A 24,421-nucleotide genomic window follows, 5' to 3' on the forward strand; every position below is an offset into this window, starting at 1 on the left:
ATATAGCCTCCTGGTGTATCATAAAAAAATTTGCAAAATCCATTTGCATTATTATCATTGGCTTGTTGATTGATTTCTATTCCAAATTCTCATCTGTCTGACCTTTGTTTCCTGCACATTTCCCCTTAAACATCAGTATCCAATTTTGATTTTATAAGTTTACATAATATAATTATGTTTATAAATTTACACGATTATCTTGGCTCTTACTGATTCATTTTAAATACTCATATATCCATTATTCCTTGAATATCGAATCACCATTAAGGATAAATTAGTTTACATAATATAATTATATTCACCTAAAAAAATATATCCCTGTGATGATTCACAGGGATTATTGTTTTCTTATGTTTGTTGAAATTGTACCCGATGAAGATTGGCAAAAATTCCACCTTGTTCAATTAATTCGTCATGGCGCCCTTCTTCTGCAATCCCCTCTTCAGTGACAACAAATATACGATCTGCATTTCGGATCGTTGCGAGTCGATGGGCAATAATCAATGTCGTACGATTTTGAGCTAGTTCATTCAATGCTTCCTGGATCACCTTTTCAGTTTCCGTATCGAGAGCTGATGTCGCTTCATCCAATATTAATATCGGTGGATTTTTCAAAAACATCCGGGCAATCGCAATCCGTTGTTTTTGTCCTCCTGACAGTTTTAAGCCTCTTTCTCCAATTTGGGTTTCATAGCCGTCAGGTAAAGAAGTAATAAATGATTCGAGGTGTGCACGCCGGGCCGCTTCCGCTATTTCCTCATCTGTTGCATCTCGTTTCCCATAGGCAATATTTTCTCTTATAGTACCAGTAAATAAGAACACATCTTGCTGGACAATCCCAATTTGGGAACGCAACGATTTTTTGGTCATATTTCGAATATCCATGCCATCGATATGGATGGAACCACTCTGAACATCATAAAATCTTGGAATAAGTGAACAAATGGTTGTTTTTCCAGCACCGGACGGTCCTACAAATGCGACCGTTTCACCTGCATGAATCTTTAAATTAATGTTTTCTAATACTAATTGATGTGGATCATACCCAAAAGTTACATTTTTAAATTGAATATTTCCATTTAATCCTGCCACTTCCACAGCATTTGGTTGATCTTTCACTTCTGGTTCTTTATCGATCAGCTCTATAAATCGTTTAAAACCAGCCATTCCTTTAGGATAAAGTTCCATAATGGCACTGATTTTATCAATTGGTTTAAATAGAACATTCACATACAATACAAATCCAACTAATGCACCATAGGAAAGTTGATTAGTAAAGCACAACCAAGCACCATAAACCAATACTACAATGGTAATTAGCCTTGTCATCATATAAATACCAGAAAGACTAAATGACATGACCCGGTAGCCACCCAGTTTCGCTGCTCTGTATTTTTGGTTATTTTTCTTAAATCTAGAAATTTCATATTCTTCATTCGTAAAAGATTGTACTACACGACTACCAGCTACACTATCCTCGACACGAGCATTGACATCCGCAATACTTGAATACATTTTCCCCCATGCTTTGTTCATTTTTACATTACATACAACAACCAATAGGATTAAAAGAGGAAGTATAAGCATGACAACCAATGCCAACTTTACGTTTATCGTGAACATAATCCAAAATGCAGAAATAAAGGTCATTCCTGCAATAAATATATCTTCCGGACCATGATGGGCAAGCTCACCGATATCAAATAAATCGTTTGTAATCCGACTCATGATATGTCCTGTTTTTGTATTATCAAAAAACCGAAACGATTGTTTTTGAACATGCTCAAATAGCTCTTGTCTCATATCCGTTTCAATATTTATTCCTAGCTTATGTCCCCAATAATTCACAATAAACTGTAACAAAGTACTTAATAAATAAAGTAGAAAAAGTCCAATACTTACAGAAACAATGGCGGGCCAATCACTTTTTGGAAGCAAATCATCAATAAACCATTGCATTGCGAGTGGAAATGCTAATTCTAAAATCGCCACAATGACGGCACTGGTAAAATCGAAAATAAACAGTTTTTTATGCGGTTTGTAGTATGAAAAGAATCGCCAAATCATGTCCGATCTCCTTTTTACAAAAGTTACAACAATATGATTATATGTGAAAAACAATAATCATTTCTACAATCGAAATTTTTATTTATTCAAAAAAGTAGTAATAACCGTAATCATACTATCTATTCTTAGTAAAAGGCTATTTTCGTATAGATTGTTGCTATATATTTTGTACAATAGAGTCATAAAAGGTAGAAAAGGTATTCCGTATGGCAATGGCTTGGCACGATGTTTACTAAGACTTCTATACACTTCCAAAGAAAGAACAGTTGGAATTATTTACTTGTTTCCAGAGCCAAAATCCGACATTTCAAAAAATGGTCAGAGAGGTTCGTGAAACTCGCTTTTCTAAAGGATTAGCGTGTGTTCACTGTGGAAGTATGTCCGTTAAACGTAGTGGGAAATATCGTTCTCGCCAACGGTATCTATGTAAAGATTGTGGGAAGTCATTCAACGATATGACAGGTAGCCCATTGTCAGGAACAAGATACCCTCATAAATGGCTGAAATACTTTGAGATGATGGTGAAAGGCTACACATTGCCAAAGAGAGCGGAAGAACTTCAGATTCACATTTCAACTGCCTTTTATTGGCGACACAAAATTCTATATGCGATTCGTTCTCTTGGTCATCCAACACTAAAGGGAATCGTGCAAAGCGAGGAAACTTACTTTTTAGAAAGTGAAAAAGGCAAAAAGTTCATCGCTCACAGAAAGGCTCGTAAACGTGGCGGTGTAGCCAAAAAACGTGGCATTTCTAAAGAACAAATTTGTGTGGTAGTTGCATACGATAGAAACGGACAAATCCTTTCCCAAATGGTAGGAAGAGGTCGTGTTACGGCTATGGAAATTGATGAGGTGTTAGGAAACATGTTGACACCTCTGTTTTGCTATGCACAGATACAGCAACCAACTATAAAAAATTTCGCTACGATGAAGGGATTACAACACGAAGCCATAATGTTCGCAAAGGTGTCTATACGAAGAAAGGAATTTACCATATTCAACACGTCAACGGGTATCATACTCGTTTGAAAAAGTGGTTGGATAGGTTTCAAGGTGTAGCAACGAAATACCTTGATAACTACATATTCTGGCATCGTTTTCTTGAATTGAATAAGAAGATACCGAAAAAAGAACAAGCGAAAGAAATGTTCCTTGCCTCTTGCCAACAAGTAAATTTTTCAACTGTTGAAACAATTAGAAGGAGTGCATAAATCAATCCCTTCTAATGCATTGACCTTGTAATTACTTCAATGACTAACGTAAGAACACCTAAAACGATGGTCATAAAAGTTGAACTGAATAATACTTTTCTACTGACAACAGTAAATTTTTGGTTTTTATTGAACTTTCGATAAGCAAAATAGACGAGAATACCCAATATAATTGAGAAGATCCAACTTATTAAGCCCACTTGTGTAACCAATTTTCGCCAATCGAAAACCCAAAAGTATAGAATGGCGAAATGAATGGCTACTAAGGGGATCGTTATGATTACCAATATTAACCTTAACATAATCATCACTTCCAGATTTATTATACCATTATATTCGGAAAAATTTGGTAAACATTTATTGAGTTATTAGCAACAATTTTTTAGAAAAGAGCCTAGTAAAAAAACACTTGGTCACATCCAAGTGTTTCTTCTTTTTATGATGGAAATGATGACCCTTATTCGATTTATCTTCCCTCAAATTTAAACATATTGAAAAAACCCCATTGTATCCATTCACTTTCTTATTAATGCTTTTTAATCCTTAGATACTTCTCTATTGATTTCGTTTCCGCTTTGTTTTCACGAGTTGATAACTAATAAAGGCGATATAAAGCGGGATGGCAACGTAAATAAAATAAGGGAATCTTTGCGGTTCTTTTTTAATCACGAAGTAAATAGCTGTTGCTAAAAATATGGTAACAATGATTCCATATTTCGGTAGAGGAATTTCCTTTAAACTTGGTATTTTTAACGTACTGACCATTAAAAAACAAATGACAAAAAAGGCAATTGGCAAAATAATTTCAGGCATTTTTCCTTGAAATAACGTTAATAAGGTCAATAACCCTCCACCCGCCGTAATCGGTACTCCTGTAAAATATTTGAGGGATGATTGAATGGCATTAATATTAAATCTGGCTAATCGATATGCCCCAAACAATGGAAACAATCCAGCCATTCCCATTCCAATAAGTCCAAATTGTGAGAAGTAGGAGTAATAAGCCATCATCGCAGGTGCCACTCCAAAGGTAACTATATCAGCAAGTGAATCTAGTTCTTTTCCCAGTTCACTTTCTACTTGAAGCATTCTTGCGATTCGACCATCCATACTATCCAGCATCATACCGATTAGAATCAGAATAGCCGCATTTCGATAATCCCCCTGGGCAGAATACATCACTGACAAAAAGCCAAAAAATAAATTTAAAAGTGTAAGTAAATTTGGTATCGCTTGAATAAAAATATGTATCACTCCAAAAATAACAAATTTTAGGAATCGAATTCCAGCACTCTTTATTTTAATACGAATAAGGAAGTTTGTCTTTTATTTTACCGTATTTCCTTACAAAAAGTAGTAACAAATTATCATATGGCCTAATGATATTGGGCCATTCTTCAAAGATGAATGTAATTAAAAACAGACTGCTTATCAAACGCAGTCTGTGCCAAATTTCTTTCTATTGTTTAGGAAACCATTGTATTTTTACTTGATCCTTTCGATTTTTTATCCTTTGAGAACATCCAACCCGCTGCTGCAATCCCTGCTAAAACCACATAAAAAATTACTTTCCAAGCGGTAGAATGAGCAAATTCTTCACTTAAGATTCTTAAAGAAGGATGGGAAAGAGTATAAACCGCGAGCTTGACACCAACCCAGCCGACTATCGCAAAGGCGGCAATTTCCATTCCTGGTTTCTTCTCTAATAGAGTAACAAAAAGGTTAGCGGCAAAACGCATAATGATTAAACCGATCATCCCCCCTGCGAAGATGACTAAAAATTTCCCTCCATCAAGCCCACCAATGTTTGGAAGTGGAGTATCAGGAAGGACCACTGCCATGGCTACCGCTGCTAAAATCGAATCGACCGCAAAAGCAATGTCTGCTAATTCCACCTTAAAAACAGTAAGCCAAAACCCACCACCATTTTGAATTATTACTTTTTCTTTCTCGTCTTTTGCTTTCACGATCTTCCGGAAAATATGGTTTCCTGACATCCATAACAAATAGATGGCCCCAATGGCTTGAACTTGCCACACATCGACAAGATATGAAATGGCAAATAATGAGGCAAAACGGAAAGCAAAGGCACCAGCTAATCCATAAAACAATGCCTTCTTTCTTTTCTCTACTGGAAGATGCTTCACAATGATAGCTAGAACTAAGGCATTGTCTGCTGCAAGTAATCCCTCTAAAACGACTAATACAACTAAAACCCAAGCATACTCCATAAAAATCGATAATTCCATAGCCAATTCCCCCTATTATAAATAGTTTTTAAAACTATTTCCTTGGGCTCGACCATTTCCGAAATCAAAAAGGCCTTTACCCATGATGGTAAAGGCCATAATAAACAATAAAGACCTTTACCGTAAAAGTAAAGGTCTTGCTAACAACGATAGATGTTGCCAATAAAGCCGGAGAATGAACTTCTCGAAATGACGACTTTATTGTAGCAGCTACTCCCCTTTATAAAGGAAATATTTTATTAATACTATTATATGTAAGTCGTTCCAAAATGGCAATACTCTTTTATCCTTTTTTCACATATAAAACATTTCAGTTTCAGACAGTATTTAGCCTATCAACATCATCAAAGCCATATCTTTGTCACATTAAAGGCCAATATTCTTAAACTATTCATCTTTCATTCATAAAATGGTCATATTTTCCCGTTATTCTATCAATAGGTTCATAAAAGAACCCTTCGACCTCCACCCCCTTTTATATAGATATTCGTTTAATTGCCCGGCATTTATGCCGGGTCAATTTTTTATGGAAAAAATGAGTATACTTCCTTTCATCCATGTCAATAACAGTACTAATAAGGGATAAAGGGTGGTAGATACATGAAGGGAATTTATTTTATCAATGATCGAATTCAGTTGAATGGACTATCAATAGAAGAAAGCATTGCATTACAAGAAAACTCCATCAAACAATACATGACTAGCCGAAAAATCCAGAGCGTAAAATTAAACCCATATCAGTTAAACGATTATTATACGATTCCTCATGCACTATTATATGATTTAAAAAAGGAAAAAATGATTTTCGATTGTTTCATCTATTATTCAGAACAAGTAATGGAAAAATTTATTTATACATATCCCGCAAAATGGCTTATTTTAAAAAGCTTTTTCAAAGAGATGATCTCCATTGAAAAACAAAATGATTTGAATATTCAAAAGGTCATTTAATGAAGAAGTTGGAAATGAAAATCCGCTTATAGGAGGCGGATTTTCTGTATTTAAGGGACTACTTGATCGATATGACTGTCCAAACCATACCTATTGGTTTCGGCATGTGGTTTGAAAAATCCGTTGAGTGCTTAGTAACTGTTGAAACTAAAGCATTCATAGATTTTTTCCACATGAAAGCAAATGATGAAGGTGTTGAACCATGATAAACTTTATTGGGATTACAAAAGCAAATACAATTGAAAAACATGATTCCATTGACCGAATAAATATCGAAAACTATCAATGGTTTTGGGTTGATTTTAATGAACCGACGATGGAAGAGACAACCCATTTAAGCAATACATTTCGATTTCACGTCCTTGCCATTGAGGATTGTTTAAATCAAACACTGCAAAGACCAAAACTAGATTATTACGATAATTACACATTTTTTATTACTCATACGGTTCGTGGTGGAGAATCAGAGGTTATTAAAGAAGAATTAGATTTTTTTATTAGTGAAAATTTTATGGTTACGTTTCATCTTCATCCATCCATTGAAGTGACAGAAGTATTTTCGAGACTAGCAATGCAAAAAGACATTCAAAATATGACAACACAACATGTTTTTTATGAACTACTAGATAAGATCGTAGACAATTATTTTCCCGTCATCTATAAAATTGAGGATAAACTCGATGAAATTGAAAACAATACCCTTAATAGACGAATGGATAATTTATTAAATGATCTATTTGAAACAAGATATTTATTATTAACATTAATGCACTCTGTTCATCCAATGCGTGACCTATTATATCGAATGCTCAACTCCCAACATTTGAAAAATATTCTTAAAAAGAAAGAGTACTTCTCTGACATTTATGATCACTTATTAAAATTATCAGACATGGTGATGTCTAATAGGGAAATTACCGCAGACATTAGAGATAATTATCTCTCACTTAATTCACACCAAACAAATAATGTCATGAAAGTTCTTACGATCATGACTTCCATTTTTGCCCCCTTGACTTTTGTGGCAGGAATCTTTGGTATGAATTTTCACCATATGCCAGAATTGGAATGGGAGTACGGATATCCATTTTCCCTTATCTTGATGGGGTTAATTGGTTTAGGGTTGCTCATTTGGTTTAAAAAGAAGAAGTGGTTTTAGACCTATCTCTTTTTTGGTTCAATTCTTGGAACTGGAAATGGAAACCGTTTTTTCTTTACCAGTTATGTCTAGCGCTCCTCATGGCAAAAGGCTATAATAGACATGTCCGTTCAGTCGTTGAAAGGAGATGTGTAGATGTTATCAAATATTGGTGTACCCGGATTAATATTAATTCTTGTACTTGCTCTTATTATTTTTGGACCAAATAAACTTCCAGAAATCGGGCGTGCTTTTGGTCGATCCATTCGTGAATTTAAAAATGCAGCGGATGGAATTACCAATGATATTAAAAATGAAATAAAAGAAGAGATCAAAGAAAGTAATAAGGAAAAAGTGTAGTTAAAAAAATGAGGAATGAACGGAGCTGTCCAATAAAAAGGTTGTTGAACAGCTCCGTAGTTTTTCATCGTCTTGACTTATCCGCTAAAGCTTGAAATTGATTCTTTAATTTTTTACGTGCATTCTCATTGCGTAGCAAATAAGCGGCTCCAAGTGCCAAAGTGGCCATCATTAAATTTTTTCTAGCCATGAACTAATCCCCCCTTAACATTTTCATCTCTATCTTACCCTTCTTTCATCTGTTTCACTCCATAAAAAAAAAGCCAAGTCCCCAGTTTGAAAAGGGTATTCTTGGCAAAGTTCATTTAATTCAAAACCATATTCTTTAATTCATTTATATAGTTGTAATGGCTATTGATGAGTGAAAAGTCTAGATAACCTGCAGAATCGTAGTCAATGAAGGAGTGCAAGCACTTAAAAAGCTCAGCTCCTTTTTCAGAAAACAACTGAAAAGTTTTCCCCAAAAAAACTTTTAGACAACCTCTTATTGTTGAACCTCTTGATTGCTTTCTAACATTTTTTTCAATTGTTGATTATGTTCTTTCATCTGACCTAGTAACTGATTTAAAAGAACCGGAACTTGTTTCTCCTCTTTATTCTCTACGGCATTTTTTAAATCATGATACGTTTTCCAATGACCTGTCTTCTTCCCTTCATGAAGCTTATTAAAGAACTCCTCTTTGGTGATTTTTCCTTCTTCTAATTGTTTCTTTAATTGTTTTATTTTTTCAAACTTCTCTTTTCTCCATTTTTCACGTTTCTCTGCGTTTTCCGGACTCATCCATTGTTCACGAAGGTCCTTGCTCTCTTTTAATACTTGCTGCCACTCTGCTTTCTTCTCAGGCGTATATTGATCAACTAAAGATAGAAGCTTTTGTTCCCTTTCCTCCATCTTTATTTTCCAATCTTTTTGTCTTTCACCATGATGTTTACAAGGTTTTCCCTCACAATCAAAATGATTTTCCAGCTTTTCCTTTTGATTTTCAGGCACTCCCTGGTTGGCAGCAGCGAAAATAGGTGTTGTTAAAAGGAATCCAATGGATAGTAGAAATATTTTTAGTTTCATGGTAATCTCCCTTCTTTTTGTTGTTAAATAAATCCAATTGCTTGATGAAGTTAGATTACCCAGTTTTTTAAAAAATCATTAATCCATTTTGTTATTATTTTCAAAAAATCGATAAAGGTGGTCATATTACGGATAAAAGTTAACTTTTTGGTGAAAATAAAAAAACAGCTTTCTGCCTATATCCCATTGTAGTTATGATGGAAAAAAATTCACTTGTTTATTTTTGGTTAAATAAAAGTTAAAATCATTAGAACTTTCATTTTTTCTGAAGTTCTAATTATCTTATTGCTTTATACCATTAACCGCCCGTTACTGTATTATACCTATTATCAAATGACCATTGTATACAAATTCCAATTTTTAAAACTCTTGTTCCAGTCGTAAACTTAATACCACTTTTTTATATCAGAACACCTATTATGCTAAAAATACAACTCATTCCTAAAAAAGTGATTGCAACCTTCATTTTTTTCCTACTTTCATCTACGAATTCGTTGGAAAGGGTATCACCAATTTTTAGTTTCTTAAAATCATTCCATAACTGATAAAATATGATTAGAGAAGATATGACCAAAACAATCGCTAAAATTGCTAAAAGTATAGACCACTCCAATAAATTCCCCTCCTAAAAGATATTTCTTTTCCCTAATAAGTTGAATTAGGATTCGTGTGAATTCTGTAAATTGAGTTTACCTAAATGTATCATAAGTTTCTGATTCCTGTAATAAATTTCCACTAATAATAAAATAATTTCTATACTTTCTTGGTGTTTGGAGATTTATCATATTTACAAAACCAATGAAACGTTGTATCCATCCTTTTAGACGTCCATTCACGGCATAATTTTGGTAAAGCCAAATATTCCTCTTCAAGCTTGAAAAATAATGATCAACGTCATTTATTTAAACGGCGATGAAACGAATGAAGTGGCAAAAAAGAACGTCCAAAAGCGATGCTCTTGGACGTTTCATCTTTTTTTCTAGATCATATTTTCTTTTTCTATCATTGTATTTGAATGAAATTCTGCGATACTTTCCCTATTCACCGTCTTAGGTAGGAAAATAATAGCCGTAATAGCCATTAACGCTGTTCCCATTAAGAAGAAAGCTGGCATTAATTTATTGCCCGTTGCGGTCTGTAGTGAAGTAATAATAAATGGTGCCCCACCACCAAAAATCGCAGTTGAAATATTATAAGAAATACCATAAGCACTATTTCTTACTCGATCCGGAAATAGCAGTGGAAGTGTAGAAGGGAATACGCCAATGAATATGGAGACAATAATTCCTAAGGCAAAATATCCAACTAGTGGACCTTCTTTCATTCCACTTGAAACGAATCCTATAATTGGAATGGCCGTTACGAGCGCTAATAGTGCTGACATTAACAAAAATGGCTTTTTCCCATATCGGTCACTCAGTTTCCCAAAAGTAGGAATAAGAATCAGCATGAAAACCATTCCCAATGTGGTAACAATTAATGAGTGAAGATTGGATAATCCCACTTGTGTTTCAAAATAGGAAGGTAAATAGGTCAACAATGTGTAATAAGCACCATTAGCAAAGGCAATACACAAAAATGAGAGCACTAACGGTTTTCTTGCCGTAGTGAGCATTTCAAGCAACGGCTTTTCTGGCAAGTCATTTTCTTTTTTCATCTTAATAAAGGTTGGTGTATCATCCACTTTAGATCTCACATACATTCCTACTAATGCCAATGGTAATGAACAAATAAATGGAATCCTCCACCCCCATTCGTGCATCGCATCTGGGCTTAATGTAACGGTTAGAATTACGACAAAGACAGAACCGATAATATACCCAAGAAGGGATCCTGCTTCTAGTAAACTCGTTAATAACCCACGACGGGAATCGGGTGCAGCCTCGTTCATAAATACGGATGCTCCCACATATTCTCCTCCAGCCGCCAGTCCTTGAGCCATACGCATAATAATCAATAGAATAGGAGCCGTTATACCAATAGATTCATAATTCGGAATGAACCCAATAATGGCGGTTGAACAGGACATTAATAGAATGGTAAAAACCAAGATCTTTTTTCGTCCAAAACGATCACCGATTGAACCGAAAATCATGCCTCCCAACGGTCTGAAAAAGAAGGAAATGGCGAAAACCGCAAAAGCATAGAGTAATGCTGCTGTACTGCTCCCATGTTCAAAAAACTGTGCACCGATAATTCCAGCAGTGTAACTATAAATTCCGTACTCATACCATTCGACTAGATTGCCAATTGCCGTTGCTGATGTAGCCTTCTTCATATATGCACCATCCCTTAATAGATTTCCCTAAACATATTCCTTCAAAATCAAGTCTCTTGGCATGCTAGCTAGTGTTTCACATCCATTTTCCGTAATTCTGATAGATTCGCTGACCTCAAAGCCGTAATTATCGAGCCACAGTCCTGGAATTAGATGAAAGGTCATATTTGGCTTTAAGATGGTTTTATCTCCTTTTCGTATGCTGACAGTGTGTTCACCCCAATCAGGTGGATAATTTAATCCCATGGAATAGCCAAGACGGGATTCTTTTACAAAACCGCTTTTTGCAATCGTTTTCCTCCAAGTCTCTTCAATTTCCTCACATGCAATACCAGGTGCTATCATATCCAAGCAAGCATTGATTCCTTCCACAGCCACACTTGCAAGGGTTTTCAATTTCTCTGAAGGCTTTCCAATTTGAACGGTTCTTGCTAGTGGTGCATGATACCTTTTATAACAGCCTGCAAGTTCTAAAATGACCGCGTCTCCATCTTTATATCGCTCATCAGTCCATGTTAAATGAGGGGTCGATGTCTTTTCTCCAGACGGAAGTAATGGAACGATGGAAGGATAGTCTCCTCCAAATTCTTCCGTCCCGCTAATTTGTGTGTGAAAAATTTTTGCTGCCACATCACATTCACGGACTCCCTCATTAATCATCTCAATCCCCGCCTTCATTGCTTTCTCAGCAATGACTGCGGCACGTTTCATATATTCAATTTCCGTATCTGATTTAATAAGTCGAACCCAGTTAACTAGTAATGTGGCATCCTTAAATACCGAATTCGGCATTGCTTTTTTTAGTCGCTCCAAACATTTGGCTGTAAAATAATAGTTTTCCATTTCCACTCCAATGGAACGGTTTTCTTGTCCAATCTCCTTTAGAAAACCGGCAACAAAATCCATTGGATGCTTTGTTTCCGAATGGACATAATCATCTGGATATGGAATAATATTATCTCGGTAAAGCCAAGTGGTAACCTTTGCAGCATTGGCATCCATCTCTCGTCCGATCCACATTGGTTGATCCTCATCAATAATTAGAATTAACATTTGATGAACATAAAACGACCAACCATTATATCCCGACAAGTAGTAAATATTGCCGGGATCTGTGATGAGTAGGACTTCGATTCCTTTCTCCATCATCCGTTCTTTCGTTTTCCGTATTCTTTCTTTGTATTCTAATGTGGAAAATGTCATATGCAAAAATCCTCCTTACCTTCCACCCATCACAAATTTACAATATAAACTCAATATTCTGAAAAATAATTTTATAGTTGTTGATTAGTTAGCTTGAAGCAGACCACTTTCGGTTCTGTCATTTCCTGAATCGCAAATTTAATTCCTTCTCTTCCTAGTCCTGATTTTTTCACCCCGCCAAATGGCATTGCATCAATGCGGTAGTCACTACTGTCATTAATCATAATGCCACCAACATCCAGCTGTGCTATGGCTTTTTGTGCTTTATCGATATCTTTCGTAAAAATGCCTGCTTGCAAACCATACTCTACACTGTTTGCTTTTTGAATGGCTTCGTCAAGATCGGAAATGGGATAAAGTAGGACAACTGGTCCAAAAATTTCTTCTTTCGCTAATTTGCATTCGTCAGGGACATTAGTGAGAACAGTTGGTGAATAAAATGCCCCGTTTCGTTTCCCACCTGTTAACAACACGGCACCTTTTTCAATGGCTTCATTTACCATTTTTTCAACTCGTATCGCTTCTTTTTCATTTATTAATGGCCCCATATCTGTTTCTCTCATTTGTTTGTCCCCAACACGGTATTCTTGCGTTCGAGTAACAAAAGAATCCCGAAAATCGTCCCAAATGTTTTCTTGCACATAAATGCGCTGTACCCCTAAACAATTTTGTCCTGCTGCCCAAAAAGCTCCAGAAATGCTAGATTCCACTGCATCCTCTAAGTTTGCATCATCTAAAACAATAACCGGAGAATTAGAACCAAGTTCCATACTTATTTTCTTCAAACCAGCTTTACGAATAATCTTTTCTCCTGCTTCCACACCACCGGTAAAGGAAATCATCCGAATATCCGGATGGGTAACAAGAATATCACCAATTTCACTTCCATGTCCTGTAATAACCGATAATACTTTTGGAGGGAGTCCTGCTTGTTCAAATGCTTCTGCTAACATCAAGGCACTTAAAGGTGTCACACTAGCCGGTTTTACGATAATGGCGTTTCCAGAAGCAATCGCAGGTCCTACTTTATGAGCAACAAGATTTAATGGATCGTTGAAAGGAGTAATGGCTGCAATAATGCCAATTGGAAAACGATAATAATAACCAACTCGGTTCTCGCTTCCAGGCATTTGATCAAATGGAATCGTTTCGCCTTGGATTCTTCTTGCCTCTTCAGCACTAATTCGTAAAGTTTGAATACATCTTGCTGTTTCCTTTTCTGCCTCCCGGATGGTTTTACTGCCTTCCCTTGCAATCATGTAAGCAAATTTATCTTTATTTTCTTCAATATAATTTGCTGCTGATTGGATAATTCGAATTCTTTCATGCACTGGTATAGAAGCAGCAATCTTTGCTCCTTCTTTTGCTTCTTCAATACATAAAATGGCGTCATCCTTTGAAGCAACTGGAACAGTATCTATTAGGCTATTATCTTGTGGATCGCGTACTTCTATTACCTCGTCACGACCTACCCACTGACCACCGAGCAGCATTTTTTGTCCTTTCATTTGAACTGTCATGCAAACTCCCACCCTTCATCATTAAACGGTAATTAGTTTTTGTTTACGGTTAATATGAATCAAGTCTATTAATAAAGAAAAACCTGTTTCTTTTTTTCCGGCTCCTGCTCCACTTAATGTAACTGGACCAAGCAAATCACATTCATAAGTAATGGCATTGACCGCCCCGTCTATCGATGCCAGCGGATCGACTAAATCTACTTTTTCAGGCGCTACGGAAGCAACGATACGGTTATTTTCTTTTTTTATTTTCGCCAGTAACTTCCAACGTTTCCCTTCGTCTTTTGCTTCTTTAATCTCTTTTAGTGTAATGTCAGTAATTCCTTTACACGGTACATCTTCCACTTTTAGAGGAACACCCATGATATAGTTTGCTAGAATGACCACTTTATATCTAGCATCATATCCTTCCACATCACTCGTCGGATCGGCTTCGGCATATCCAAGCTGTTGTGCCTCTTTTAATGCCTCTTCATAAGAAATGCCTTCCTTCTCCATTTTCGTTAATATGTAATTGGTAGTTCCATTGAAAATCCCACGAATTTCATTAATTTCATTTCCTGCCAATGCTTCTACCGGCATTCTTAATGAAGGAGTTCCACTCATGACCGTACCTTCAAATCCCCAATAAACTCCATGTTTTTTCGCAAGTTCTGATAGTTCCTTATAAGCAAGTGCCACTGGGCCTTTATTTGTCATCACCACATTTTTTCCGCTTTCAAATGCGGCTTTACAATGGTCAATCGCTGGTTGACCTGTTTTTACATCCGTATAAGAAACCTCAATGATGGTATCAGCATTCGTCTCTTTGATCGTTTTAAAACTGTCCCAACCAGTCACTAAACCAGGGACTTTAGGATAGTTTTCTACATTTCCGGTTTCTTTTAATGTTTTTAATACAAGATCTATGTCAAGCCCATTCGGGTGATAGATCGATCCTTTCATTAAATCAGAAATGGCTACCACAGTGGCTTCAAAACCTTCTTTTTGTTTCAATTCCTTTTTTTTCTCTAACAAGATCTCAGCCAATCCCTGACCGACGACACCGAATCCGATAAATGCTAATTTATGAGACATTTGCATGTTCCCCCATCTTGTTCATATTTGTTGAGTGAGATTCATTCTTAATGAAATTCACTGCCGTTTGTACCAAAATCGCCGTTCCCATGGCCAGACAGTCTTCATCCATATCAAATATTGGTGTATGAAGATCCCGTTGTATACCATCTTTAGGAGCGCATCCAAGAAAGAACATTGCACCTGGTATTTCTTGTGTTACATATCCAAAATCTTCTCCACCCATACCAAATGGACGCCTAACTATTTGAAACCCAGAAAACATTTCTTCCATCGATTGAATGAAATAGTTATTTATCCTTGGATCATTCTTTAATGCAGGTTCGCCTCTTTCCACCTCGAGCGAATACTTTCCTCCCAATGGCTCAACAACAGATAGTGCATTTTTTAATTCTTGGCTTAATAAATCACGTATCTCAGGGGTGTAGCTCCTAATCGTGCCTGAAATAAACACTTCATTCGGAATAATATTGCTCGCCGTTCCAGCGTGTATTTGCCCAATACTGATGACTCCTGCCTCTAGAGCTGGAATTTTCCGGGAAACAATTCCATTTAGAGCCTGCATAACCAAACCTAACATCCATATCGGATCGGTACCAAGCTCAGGATAAGCTCCATGTCCTCCTGTCCCAAAAATCTTGGCAGTAAAAACATCAACATTTGCCATGCTATAGCCATCGTTCACTTGTGCCATACCAACGGGTAGCCAAGGACAAACATGGAGGGCAATAGCAGCATCTACATGGTCATAGGCACCAGCTTTTACCATGTAAGGGGAACCGGAAAGACCATGTTCATCTGTACTTTCCTCCGCAGGTTGAAAAATGAATTTAACCGTGCCTTTTAATTCTCCTGATTGAAACTTTTCTGCCAGAACATGAGCGGCTCCCAATAAAATGGCTGTATGAGCATCATGGCCGCACGCATGCATGATTCCTTCATTTTTCGATTTATATTCCACATCGTTTTCTTCTTTGATCGGAAGTGCATCCATATCGGCACGTAAGGCAATGACTGGACCTTCTCCGGAGGTTAAAGTAGCAACGACACTTGTTTCAACCCCGATGCCTGTTTCCACCTTTAACCCATCAATATTTTTTAATGTTTCGGCAACAAATTGGGAGGTCCCGAACTCATGAAAACTGAGTTCGGGATGCTGGTGGAACCTGCGCCTCCATTCAACTAATTTTCCGGCGATTTTATTGGTCTGAACGACTGTGGGATGTTCGTTGTGTTCCGGCATCCGACCAAAACCTCCTTCATACAAAAACTGGAGTTTATTTTACTTTTATGGCATCCTCAGCATGTTTAAATGCTTGCTCAAAATCTGCGATGATGTCTTCGATTTCCTCAATACCGCAAGAAACACGGATTAAACCTTCAGGAATTCCCATTGCGGCACGTTCTTCAGGAGTACACTCTACATGACTTGTAGTACGAGCTGGACCTACCGTTGTTTCGACGGCACCTAAATTCGCTGCGCGATTAACAAACTGCAGTTTTGGAAGGAGATGACGAACGGTATCCATTCCACCCTTAACAGAGAAACTTAACATTCCACCAAAATCTTTCATTTGTTTTTTCGCAATATCGTGGTTCGGATGAGTGTCAAGTCCTGGATAATAAACCCCTTCTACAATATCTTTCGTTTGCAAATACTTAGCTAAAGCAAGTGCATTCTTACATTGCTGGCGGATACGGAGATGAAGCGTTTTCATTCCACGTAAGATTAAATAAGCGGCCATTGGATCCATCGTAGCTCCATTAATTTCACGATAATGATAAATTTTTTCTACCAATTCTTCGGAACCACATACGACACCGCCTAAAGCGTCCGCATGGCCTCCTAAAAATTTAGTGGCACTGTGAATAACCAAATCTGCTCCTAAAGCTAACGGATTTTGATTCATCGGTGTAGCAAATGTGTTATCAACTACTACAAGAGCTCCCACAGCATGGCCGGCTTTTGCCATTCGTTCAATGTCTGTAATTTTTACAGTTGGGTTTGTAGGTGTTTCCAAATATAAAATTTTGCAGCCTTTTGCCACTTCTCTTTCGATTTCCTCATGGTTGCCTGTTTCACATAACACTACTTCAATTTCTTGACGTGGTAAAAATTCTGTGAAAATTTTATTTGTTCCGCCATACGTATCTTTAATCGAAACAATGCGGTCACCAGGCACTAAAAATGTAGCTAGAGTATTACTGATTGCTGCCATTCCTGTAGAAAAACTTGTTGCGGCTTCAGCACCCTCAAGAGTTTTGATTTTATCTTCAAATGCCTGAACGGTTGGATTCGTATTTCTTCCGTAGATATGGCCTTTCTTATTTCCAATCGCCACTTCATACCATTCATCCATGTCTTCATAGCCATAAGCTACACTCAGTACGACTGGAACTTGGGTTGCCCCATGTACCAAATAATCTTTTTCTCCTGCCCAAACGGCTTTTGTTCCCATTTTTACTTGCGTCATTTTACTACACTCCTTGTTTAGTTATTTAGTAATATAGGGTGATTTTCAATGATCAACCCTTTATTTCTTTTTTTCATTTCTTGATAAGCAAACAGTGCAATCGCTGTATCTTGGACGCCGGTCCCAGTCAAATCACAAACTGTTATTTGCTCATCATGTTTTCGACCTACCACTTTCTTTGAGGTCAGCTCTCCTAATTCAATGATGGGAGATTGTTCTGATAACAACCCTAATGAAAATGCATGTTGAAGTTCACCTAAGCGGGCACATTGAGAAATTTTGTCACAAACTAAAAGGTCTGCTTTAGCCAATACTTCCGCTTCCAATTCCTGCTTATGTTCGGCATCCGACCCCATGGCCGTAATATGAAGGCCAGGATGTAGCCATTCAGCTTTAATAATAGGTTCTTTAGCAGGAGTAGTGGTAATGACGGTATCGCTATTTCTAACAACTGCTTCCGCGGTTTCCACTGGTTGGACTTCGACTTCCAGTTCGTTTGCCATTTCCATGGCAAATGTTTGGGCATTTTTGGCGGTTCTGCTGTAAACGAGTACCTTTTTAAACTCCCTCACAAGACGAAGAGCACGAAGTTGATATTTTGCCTGGCTCCCAGCACCAATTACACCAACTGTATCAATATTTTCTTTGGATAGATATTTGGCAGCTACTGCACCTGCTGCGGCAGTACGGACATCGGTTAAATACCCATTATCCAAAAGAATCGCTTCTGGAATCCCCGTTTGAGTGCTGATTAAAATCATCATCCCGTTTCCACTTGGCAAACCTAGCTTATAATTATTGAAAAATCCGGATGAAATTTTAATAGCAAACATCTCTTTCTTTTGTATGTAGGCTGTTTTTACATCGACTTCGCCATTTTGGTCCTCAATATCTACTCTCATGATCGGAGGCATGATGACTTCGTTTTTGGCTAATTGGCTGAAAGCATTTTCAACCACATTGACAGCTTCTTCATTGAGATGCACATATTGCCTTAATTCTTGTTCAGTAAAGAGGAGCAATTTATTCACCTCGCAAGGAAAAAATTTTTTGTTAAAACAAATTTGTTTTTGTTTACCAAGTTTTTTATTCAATTTTTAGAATTTTTTAATTTGTTTACATTATAAATAATGAATCTTCACCATTTCATCTGACATACTGTATGAAAGAAACAAAATATCTCTAGTCAATTTCATCAAAAGCCTTTATGTACACAATGAAAAAACCTGCTAAAGAAAAGGCTTTAGCAGGTTTTAAAAAATATTTTTCATGCTCTCAGACGGAGTTAATTTCCCATTTTCCAAGTTTTGATACATAAATCGAGTAAAAATAGATCGTCAGGATCAACTAGGGAAAGTCCTGTTAATTCTTCAATTTTTCTTAATCGGTAAAGCAAGGACTGTCTATGTAAAAACAAGGCCCTTGCTGTTTGGCTTACGTTTCCTTGATACCTCGTATATGTACTTATTGTATTAATTAAATCCAAATTCCGTTGTTCATTATATTCTACAAGCGGCTCAATGACTGACTTAATGATGTCTTGCATCTCCGGATTTTGATAGAGACTTAATAAAACTCGGTCAATCCGAGTATTTTCATACATGACTCGATTTCCGATTCCTTTTTTATTTCTGCTAATATTTAAGGCGATTTTTGCATTTTGATAGCTTTCTTTAAATCCTGTAATATCCTCATTATAATTCCCAATTCCCCATGAAATGACTACTTTTGGGAGCAAGTTTCGCAATCGGCGATCCACGAGATCCAAGAAATTTGTAACGCTTTCATTTTTACTATCTAGCATAATTTCGAGATAAATAAGTAGTTGGTCCCCTTGGGAGGTAATCATTATTTGTTTATTTAAAGACTGTGCCGCATAGAAAATTTCCTCTTTTATGTAATGAATCATACTTTCATGCCATTGTTTATAAGTTTTCTCTTCCAACCTTCTTTTTCGAAAAAGCTCTCGTAAATTTTCCGGTGCCCCGATAATACAAATATAGGGGAGTGATAGATCATAACCAACAATTTCAGCCCTCGAATTAGCCTGCTCCCAAGATGTAAATTCCCCATTGATTAATTCGTTAATAAACGAATCATGGACAATTTCTCTTGTTTCTTCCACGGCATTTTTCCTAGAAAACCAAAGGGCGATGGTTGTGGCGGCATGCTCCAAAACATTCACGATATAAGGAGTTAAAAAAGATTTCGTTGAAATATTGGAGGGCAAAATAACAAATAAATAGTCTTGTGTATCTGCAGAAACTTGAATAACGGGCAGCTGCAATATACTATATTCATCCATTTTAATCGTTTGGATTTTTTGGATCATTGGGTCATGGGAAGATATTGGAACTTTTTTCCTAGATGGTATCATCCCTTGAACGACATATTTCTTCCAATTTTCAAGAAGGTTAGGATCCTTTATACTTTGCGCTTGGATCGTACCAATTTGGTCTGTGATGATAACGGGATAGCCTATTTTTTCTGTTAAATAGTTGGCAATACAAGTAAGCTCTGTTTCTTTTAAAATTAAATTGATGAGCTCTTGTTGTACTTTTTCCGATTTTCTACTGACTTTATGATAGAGATCATTTAACTTTAACATGACCTCTTCGATTACCGTTGAAAATCGAACTTCCCATGGTATTTCTATTAATATGAAATCATTCTTTTCTGCTCTTTCAATCACTTCTCGCGGGATATCAAATATATGGCGCCCCGTGGCGACAGCAAGGGCTGAGGCTTCTGAATCAATAATTTCTTGTACAAATTTTTCAAATTCCTCTAGATTTTGACCACAACCGATGGCAGTCGTTAAGACAAACTCATTTTTTCGAACAAAATTTTCGACCGGTATTTCAATGACCGAAACCCATTCCACCTGTTTCTTCGTGACTAATTCTGCCCCAGCAAGTACTTTTGCTTCCTTCATGAGATCGAATTGTAAAATGTCCTGTATTAGTAAACTCATAATGCCTCCCACGCCGGAAAAAATTTTTCTATTATTCTACCAAAATTAAATTATTCTGTAAAATAACCCATTTTTAGTGACCCACTTTTTATTTCCATTTTTTCAATCTTCAAATTGTACAAATGTAATGACACAAAATTCCTACAATTTGTAGGATGAATGTCTCAGTTTTGTTCAGTATGATTATGAAATAAATGAGGTTGGAGGGATAGCGATGCTACCGTTTGATGTCATAGAATACAAAGAACGTGTGAAAAAAGTTAAAGCAAGTATGGAAGAACAAGGATTGGAAGTATTATTAATTACGGATCCTGCTAATATGAATTATGTTTCAGGTTATGATGCATTGTCCTATTATGTGCCTCAAGGAGTCATTATTTCAACCAATCTGGAAGAACCTGTATGTATTGTTCGATTACAAGATTTATATTGTGCCACCGAAACAACATGGATGTCACAAGAAAATGTTATCCCTTATCCGGATAAATATTTATGGGAACCAAAGAACCTTCATGTAATGGATTTTATAAGCGATTTTTTGAAAGGGAAAGGGCTACATAATAAAAAGATTGGCCTAGAAATGGATGCTTATTATTTTACAGCCCATTGGTATCATCGATTAGAAAAATGCCTACCGGACGCTACTTTTATTGACGCAACCTCACTTGTCAATTGGGTAAGGGGGCAAAAATCCGTCCGTGAATTGGAATACATGCAGATTGCAGCTAGAATCGTAGAAAAGACAATGTATAATGCCATTGAAAAAATCATGCCAGGAGTACGTGAACGAGATGTCGCTGCTGGAGTATATCATGATTTAGTCGAAGGGACAGGTGTGTATGGAGGGGAATATCCGTCCCTATCACCAATCATGCCTGCAGGGGAACGGACAGCAGGTGCCCATTTTTCGTGGACAACGGAAGGAAAATATCAAAATAATCAGCTAGTTTATATGGAACTGTCCGGATGTTATAAACGATATCACGCACCTTTAACAAGAACCATTTATATTGGTCAACCTCCGGAAAGAGTGTTAGAAACAACAAAAATCGTTGTGGAGGGACTTAATACCGCACTAGCAGCCGTAAAACCCGGGGTAACATGTGAAGAGGTGGAACGAGCATGGCAAACAACCATCAATAAATATGGATTAGAAAAAGAATCAAGGATGGGGTACACTGTCGGTTTAAGTTATCCACCTGTATGGTCTGAAGACACAGCCTATTTCAAACCTGGAGAAAAGACTGTCTTAAAACCAAATATGACCTTCCATATGATGCCTGGTATGTGGTTAGATGGATATGGTGTGGCCATCACTGAAACCATTAGAGTAACAGAAACTGGTTGTGAAACCATTACTCGATTCCCTCGAGAGCTATTTATAAAATAAAGAAGTTTAATAGAAAACCAGATCCCCATTTCTATTTGGGTTTCTGGTTTTTCGTTTTATCGATTGATTAAGTATTTTTGGATTAAATTTGAGAGAACAGACAGGTCTACATTTTGACCACTAATAATTACGGCAACATCACCGTCTTGATGAGGAATTTTTTTACCTAACACGGCAGCAATTCCTGTTGCTGCTGCCCCTTCCATGATCATTCGATGTTTGTCCATCATAAATGCCATACTATATCCAATCTCTTCTTCCGGGATGAGCAAACATTCGTCCATATATTTTTGGACCATCTCAAATGTGTATTGATTATCAAGTCCAATTCCACCTAATAAACTATCCGCTAGTGTCTCACTTTCTTCCATCTCTATTGGTTTCCCAGATTTTAAACTTTCGTACATGACCGCTGAATATTCCATTGAGACCCCTGTCACGCGAATCGCTTGATCATTGGATTTTAATGCCAATCCAATACCAGACAGTAGTCCACCACCTGAAAGTGGAACAATGACATCTGTCAGATGAGGGAGATCTTCCAATAATTCCAATCCAATCGTCCCTTGCCCCGCAATGACATAAGGATCATCAAATGGCTGAATGACAGTCAATCCTCTCTCCTTCTCAAGCTCATAACAGCGTATTCCAGCTTCATCTTGACTTTCTCCAACGATTTCAATTTTCGCACCTAACCTTTTTAATGAATCCACTTTGGCTTTAGGTACACGATTGGAGATACAAACTACTGCCTCAATCCCCAACTTTTGGGCCACATAAGCTACAGCCATGCCATGGTTTCCTGTTGAAAAAGTAGCCACACCTAATCTTTTTTCTTCCTCACTTAAACTAAGGATCTTATTGGCAGCCCCTCTTACTTTAAAAGCACCTATTTCATGAATGTTTTCTAGTTTCAAATATACATTACGCCCCAATTTTTCAGACAAAATAGAAGAATACAAGACGGGTGTCCGATTTACTATAGAATGGATTCTTTTTCTTGCATCCCAAACATCTCGTATCGTTACCTTTTTCTTTTGCAGTTTCGTTTGATACAAGAAACTCCCTCCTCCCTTTTAACATTAGCTCTTTACATTCCATACTAAATTCTTACTCTCGTAAGATCAATTGCCAAAACTGTCTATAATAATGGGCCGCTTTTCATACAATTTTTGCAAGGAAGTCCGTACTAGCTATTTCAATTCTTTCTTCCTATCAAAATAATCAAACGCAAGTTGGCAAAACCATTGGGCTGCCTTAGGTAACACGCTTTCGTCAATTTGGAATCGAGGGTGGTGATGAGGATAGACAGGTTTGTTTGGAACTTGAGCACCTACAAAACAAAAAGCTCCAGGAATTTCCTTAAGATAATAGGAAAAATCCTCACCAGCCATGTTCGGTTTCATGATCCCTGTATTGTTACGTCCAAACACCTTTGCAGCCGTTTCTAAGATGAAATCGACTTCATTCTTGTGATTTTCGACTGGCGGATAGCCATATTGATAATCGAGATGTATTTTCGCTCCATACATGTTAGCAAAACCTGTTGTTAATTCTTCCAGCTTTTTATACAGTGTTTCTCTTATCTCAGGTAAAAAACTGCGGACAGTTCCTTCTAAAACAGCTTTGTTCGCAATAATATTAAATGCTGTACCAGATGAAAATTTTCCAAAAGTAATGACCCCTGCTTCCAATGGATCGATTTGGCGGCTGATGATTTGCTGGGATGCCATCACGAGATGAGAGGCTAAGACAATGGAATCAATCGTTTTATGCGGCATCCCGCCATGTCCACCTTTCCCTTCAATTTCAATGATAAACCGATCGGCTGCAGCCATCATAGGACCGTAGCATGTTCGAAAAGTCCCAGAAGGCAGCTCGGACCATAAATGTAATCCAAATATAGCCTCCACTCCTTCTAAGACACCTTCTTGAATCATCCCTTTGGCACCGCCTGGATTTATTTCTTCTGCAGGCTGAAAAATGAATCGGACATTACCTTTTAATCGTTCCTTTTGAAAAGATAATAATTTTGCTACTCCTAATAAAATGGCTGTATGTCCATCATGACCACATGCATGCATAACACCAGGAATTTGGGATGCAAAAGGTAAATCCGTTTCCTCTTGAATGGGCAAGGCATCCATATCTGCCCGAAAGGCAATCATTGGTTCTGCTTCATCCACTATTAAATCGGCTGTAACTCCATAACCATTTACATGTTCTCTCACCTTTAATCCACAAGCCCGTAAATATTCTGCCACCTTTTTTGATGTTCGCTCTTCCTCAAAAGAAAGTTCAGGATATTGGTGAAAATCCCGTCTAAGCTCAATCATTTCTTCTGTTACCTTTTTGTAAACACCATCCATCATCATTGAATTCACTCTAATCACCATCCATAATTGAAATTCGCTACTGAATCCTTTTAGGGGCTGGTACTACACGCACCAGCCCCTACTAA

Annotated in this window: 21 protein-coding genes and 1 pseudogene; 5 read left to right on the forward strand and 17 right to left on the reverse strand. The window is 37.1% G+C overall.

Annotation, left to right across the window (positions count from 1 at the left end):
* Positions 1-348: 348 nt before the first annotated feature.
* Positions 349-2,067 carry an ABC transporter ATP-binding protein gene (locus G4Z05_RS04315; protein WP_163250622.1) on the reverse strand — a complete coding sequence of 573 codons (1,719 nt, stop codon included), beginning with the start codon at positions 2,065-2,067 and terminating at the stop codon, positions 349-351.
* 266 nt (positions 2,068-2,333) lie between these two features.
* Here G4Z05_RS04315 and G4Z05_RS04320 point away from each other — a divergent pair.
* Positions 2,334-3,280, forward strand: a pseudogene (locus G4Z05_RS04320) (IS1595 family transposase).
* Positions 3,281-3,291: 11 nt separating this feature from the next.
* Here the strand turns inward: G4Z05_RS04320 and G4Z05_RS04325 are convergent.
* From G4Z05_RS04325 to G4Z05_RS04335, 3 genes are all read right to left on the reverse strand, one after another.
* Positions 3,292-3,582, reverse strand: a complete 291-nt coding sequence (locus G4Z05_RS04325; protein WP_163250623.1) for a hypothetical protein — start codon at positions 3,580-3,582, stop codon at positions 3,292-3,294.
* Positions 3,583-3,835: 253 nt separating this feature from the next.
* On the reverse strand, positions 3,836-4,525 hold the full coding sequence (pssA, locus tag G4Z05_RS04330; RefSeq protein WP_420872901.1) for a CDP-diacylglycerol--serine O-phosphatidyltransferase: 690 nt from the start codon (positions 4,523-4,525) through the stop codon (positions 3,836-3,838).
* 221 nt (positions 4,526-4,746) lie between these two features.
* Positions 4,747-5,529, reverse strand: coding sequence for a TerC family protein (locus tag G4Z05_RS04335; protein ID WP_163250624.1), 783 nt, complete (start codon positions 5,527-5,529; stop codon positions 4,747-4,749).
* 600 nt (positions 5,530-6,129) lie between these two features.
* On the opposite strand from G4Z05_RS04335, the gene G4Z05_RS04340 reads away from it, so the two are divergent.
* From G4Z05_RS04340 to tatA, 3 genes are all read left to right on the forward strand, one after another.
* Positions 6,130-6,480, forward strand: a complete 351-nt coding sequence (locus G4Z05_RS04340) for a hypothetical protein (protein WP_163250625.1) — start codon at positions 6,130-6,132, stop codon at positions 6,478-6,480.
* A 202-nt stretch (positions 6,481-6,682) separates the two neighbouring features.
* On the forward strand, positions 6,683-7,639 hold the full coding sequence (gene corA / locus G4Z05_RS04345) for a magnesium/cobalt transporter CorA (protein WP_163250626.1): 957 nt from the start codon (positions 6,683-6,685) through the stop codon (positions 7,637-7,639).
* Positions 7,640-7,774: 135 nt separating this feature from the next.
* On the forward strand, positions 7,775-7,978 hold the full coding sequence (gene tatA, locus G4Z05_RS04350) for a twin-arginine translocase TatA/TatE family subunit (protein ID WP_163250627.1): 204 nt from the start codon (positions 7,775-7,777) through the stop codon (positions 7,976-7,978).
* Positions 7,979-8,042: 64 nt separating this feature from the next.
* Here the strand turns inward: tatA and G4Z05_RS16595 are convergent, their stop codons facing one another.
* The 11 genes from G4Z05_RS16595 to G4Z05_RS04400 form a co-directional block, all read right to left on the reverse strand.
* The gene (locus tag G4Z05_RS16595) at positions 8,043-8,168 is read right to left on the reverse strand and encodes a hypothetical protein (protein ID WP_276207624.1); all 126 of its coding nucleotides are present in this window, start codon (positions 8,166-8,168) and stop codon (positions 8,043-8,045) included.
* Between the two features lie 294 nt (positions 8,169-8,462).
* A complete protein-coding gene (locus G4Z05_RS04355) occupies positions 8,463-9,044 on the reverse strand; it encodes a hypothetical protein (RefSeq protein WP_163250628.1) in 582 nt (193 codons plus the stop codon).
* 400 nt (positions 9,045-9,444) lie between these two features.
* On the reverse strand, positions 9,445-9,657 hold the full coding sequence (locus G4Z05_RS04360; RefSeq protein WP_163250629.1) for a hypothetical protein: 213 nt from the start codon (positions 9,655-9,657) through the stop codon (positions 9,445-9,447).
* A gap of 366 nt (positions 9,658-10,023) precedes the next feature.
* Positions 10,024-11,322, reverse strand: a complete 1,299-nt coding sequence (locus G4Z05_RS04365) for an MFS transporter (protein WP_163250630.1) — start codon at positions 11,320-11,322, stop codon at positions 10,024-10,026.
* Positions 11,323-11,349: 27 nt separating this feature from the next.
* Complete coding sequence (locus tag G4Z05_RS04370; protein WP_163250631.1) at positions 11,350-12,525, reverse strand: M24 family metallopeptidase; 1,176 nt, start codon at positions 12,523-12,525, stop codon at positions 11,350-11,352.
* A gap of 71 nt (positions 12,526-12,596) precedes the next feature.
* Positions 12,597-14,045: an aldehyde dehydrogenase family protein gene (locus G4Z05_RS04375; RefSeq protein WP_163250632.1), complete on the reverse strand. Its 1,449-nt coding sequence runs from the start codon at positions 14,043-14,045 to the stop codon at positions 12,597-12,599.
* A gap of 21 nt (positions 14,046-14,066) precedes the next feature.
* Positions 14,067-15,122 carry a homoserine dehydrogenase gene (locus tag G4Z05_RS04380; RefSeq protein ID WP_163250633.1) on the reverse strand — a complete coding sequence of 352 codons (1,056 nt, stop codon included), beginning with the start codon at positions 15,120-15,122 and terminating at the stop codon, positions 14,067-14,069.
* Positions 15,112-16,365, reverse strand: coding sequence for a M20 metallopeptidase family protein (locus G4Z05_RS04385; protein WP_163250634.1), 1,254 nt, complete (start codon positions 16,363-16,365; stop codon positions 15,112-15,114). The genes G4Z05_RS04380 and G4Z05_RS04385 overlap by 11 nt, the downstream gene beginning before the upstream one ends.
* Before the next feature lie 34 nt (positions 16,366-16,399).
* The gene (locus G4Z05_RS04390; RefSeq protein ID WP_163250635.1) at positions 16,400-17,596 is read right to left on the reverse strand and encodes a cystathionine gamma-synthase family protein; all 1,197 of its coding nucleotides are present in this window, start codon (positions 17,594-17,596) and stop codon (positions 16,400-16,402) included.
* Between the two features lie 17 nt (positions 17,597-17,613).
* Positions 17,614-18,618 (reverse strand): cyclodeaminase, encoded by a 1,005-nt coding sequence (locus tag G4Z05_RS04395; protein ID WP_163250636.1) that lies wholly within the window; start codon positions 18,616-18,618, stop codon positions 17,614-17,616.
* 263 nt (positions 18,619-18,881) lie between these two features.
* On the reverse strand, positions 18,882-20,570 hold the full coding sequence (locus G4Z05_RS04400; protein WP_163250637.1) for a PucR family transcriptional regulator: 1,689 nt from the start codon (positions 20,568-20,570) through the stop codon (positions 18,882-18,884).
* A 214-nt stretch (positions 20,571-20,784) separates the two neighbouring features.
* Between G4Z05_RS04400 and G4Z05_RS04405 the strand changes: the two genes are divergently transcribed.
* Positions 20,785-21,960: a M24 family metallopeptidase gene (locus tag G4Z05_RS04405; protein WP_163250638.1), complete on the forward strand. Its 1,176-nt coding sequence runs from the start codon at positions 20,785-20,787 to the stop codon at positions 21,958-21,960.
* A 56-nt stretch (positions 21,961-22,016) separates the two neighbouring features.
* Here G4Z05_RS04405 and eutB read toward each other — a convergent pair whose 3' ends face one another.
* The gene (eutB, locus tag G4Z05_RS04410; RefSeq protein WP_163250639.1) at positions 22,017-23,018 is read right to left on the reverse strand and encodes a hydroxyectoine utilization dehydratase EutB; all 1,002 of its coding nucleotides are present in this window, start codon (positions 23,016-23,018) and stop codon (positions 22,017-22,019) included.
* Positions 23,019-23,153: 135 nt separating this feature from the next.
* Positions 23,154-24,335, reverse strand: a complete 1,182-nt coding sequence (locus G4Z05_RS04415; protein WP_240465308.1) for a M20 metallopeptidase family protein — start codon at positions 24,333-24,335, stop codon at positions 23,154-23,156.
* Positions 24,336-24,421: the final 86 nt, after the last annotated feature.

It is taken from the genome of Neobacillus thermocopriae (assembly GCF_010975035.1).
GTDB classification, from domain to species: Bacteria; Bacillota; Bacilli; order Bacillales; family Cytobacillaceae; genus Neobacillus; species Neobacillus thermocopriae.

Bases quoted from the DNA above. Each gene is read 5' to 3' on its own strand.
- G4Z05_RS04315 (WP_163250622.1), bottom strand. From the start codon at position 2,067: ATGATTTGGCGATTCTTTTCATACTACAAACCGCATAAAAAACTGTTT.
- G4Z05_RS04325 (WP_163250623.1), bottom strand. From the start codon at position 3,582: ATGTTAAGGTTAATATTGGTAATCATAACGATCCCCTTAGTAGCCATT.
- G4Z05_RS04335 (WP_163250624.1), bottom strand. From the start codon at position 5,529: ATGGAATTATCGATTTTTATGGAGTATGCTTGGGTTTTAGTTGTATTA.
- G4Z05_RS04340 (WP_163250625.1), top strand. From the start codon at position 6,130: ATGAAGGGAATTTATTTTATCAATGATCGAATTCAGTTGAATGGACTA.
- corA (WP_163250626.1), top strand. From the start codon at position 6,683: ATGATAAACTTTATTGGGATTACAAAAGCAAATACAATTGAAAAACAT.
- tatA (WP_163250627.1), top strand. From the start codon at position 7,775: ATGTTATCAAATATTGGTGTACCCGGATTAATATTAATTCTTGTACTT.
- G4Z05_RS16595 (WP_276207624.1), bottom strand. From the start codon at position 8,168: ATGGCTAGAAAAAATTTAATGATGGCCACTTTGGCACTTGGAGCCGCT.
- G4Z05_RS04355 (WP_163250628.1), bottom strand. From the start codon at position 9,044: ATGAAACTAAAAATATTTCTACTATCCATTGGATTCCTTTTAACAACA.
- G4Z05_RS04365 (WP_163250630.1), bottom strand. From the start codon at position 11,322: ATGAAGAAGGCTACATCAGCAACGGCAATTGGCAATCTAGTCGAATGG.
- G4Z05_RS04370 (WP_163250631.1), bottom strand. From the start codon at position 12,525: ATGACATTTTCCACATTAGAATACAAAGAAAGAATACGGAAAACGAAA.
- G4Z05_RS04375 (WP_163250632.1), bottom strand. From the start codon at position 14,045: ATGACAGTTCAAATGAAAGGACAAAAAATGCTGCTCGGTGGTCAGTGG.
- G4Z05_RS04380 (WP_163250633.1), bottom strand. From the start codon at position 15,122: ATGTCTCATAAATTAGCATTTATCGGATTCGGTGTCGTCGGTCAGGGA.
- G4Z05_RS04385 (WP_163250634.1), bottom strand. From the start codon at position 16,365: ATGCCGGAACACAACGAACATCCCACAGTCGTTCAGACCAATAAAATC.
- G4Z05_RS04390 (WP_163250635.1), bottom strand. From the start codon at position 17,596: ATGACGCAAGTAAAAATGGGAACAAAAGCCGTTTGGGCAGGAGAAAAA.
- G4Z05_RS04400 (WP_163250637.1), bottom strand. From the start codon at position 20,570: ATGAGTTTACTAATACAGGACATTTTACAATTCGATCTCATGAAGGAA.
- G4Z05_RS04405 (WP_163250638.1), top strand. From the start codon at position 20,785: ATGCTACCGTTTGATGTCATAGAATACAAAGAACGTGTGAAAAAAGTT.
- G4Z05_RS04415 (WP_240465308.1), bottom strand. From the start codon at position 24,335: ATGATGATGGATGGTGTTTACAAAAAGGTAACAGAAGAAATGATTGAG.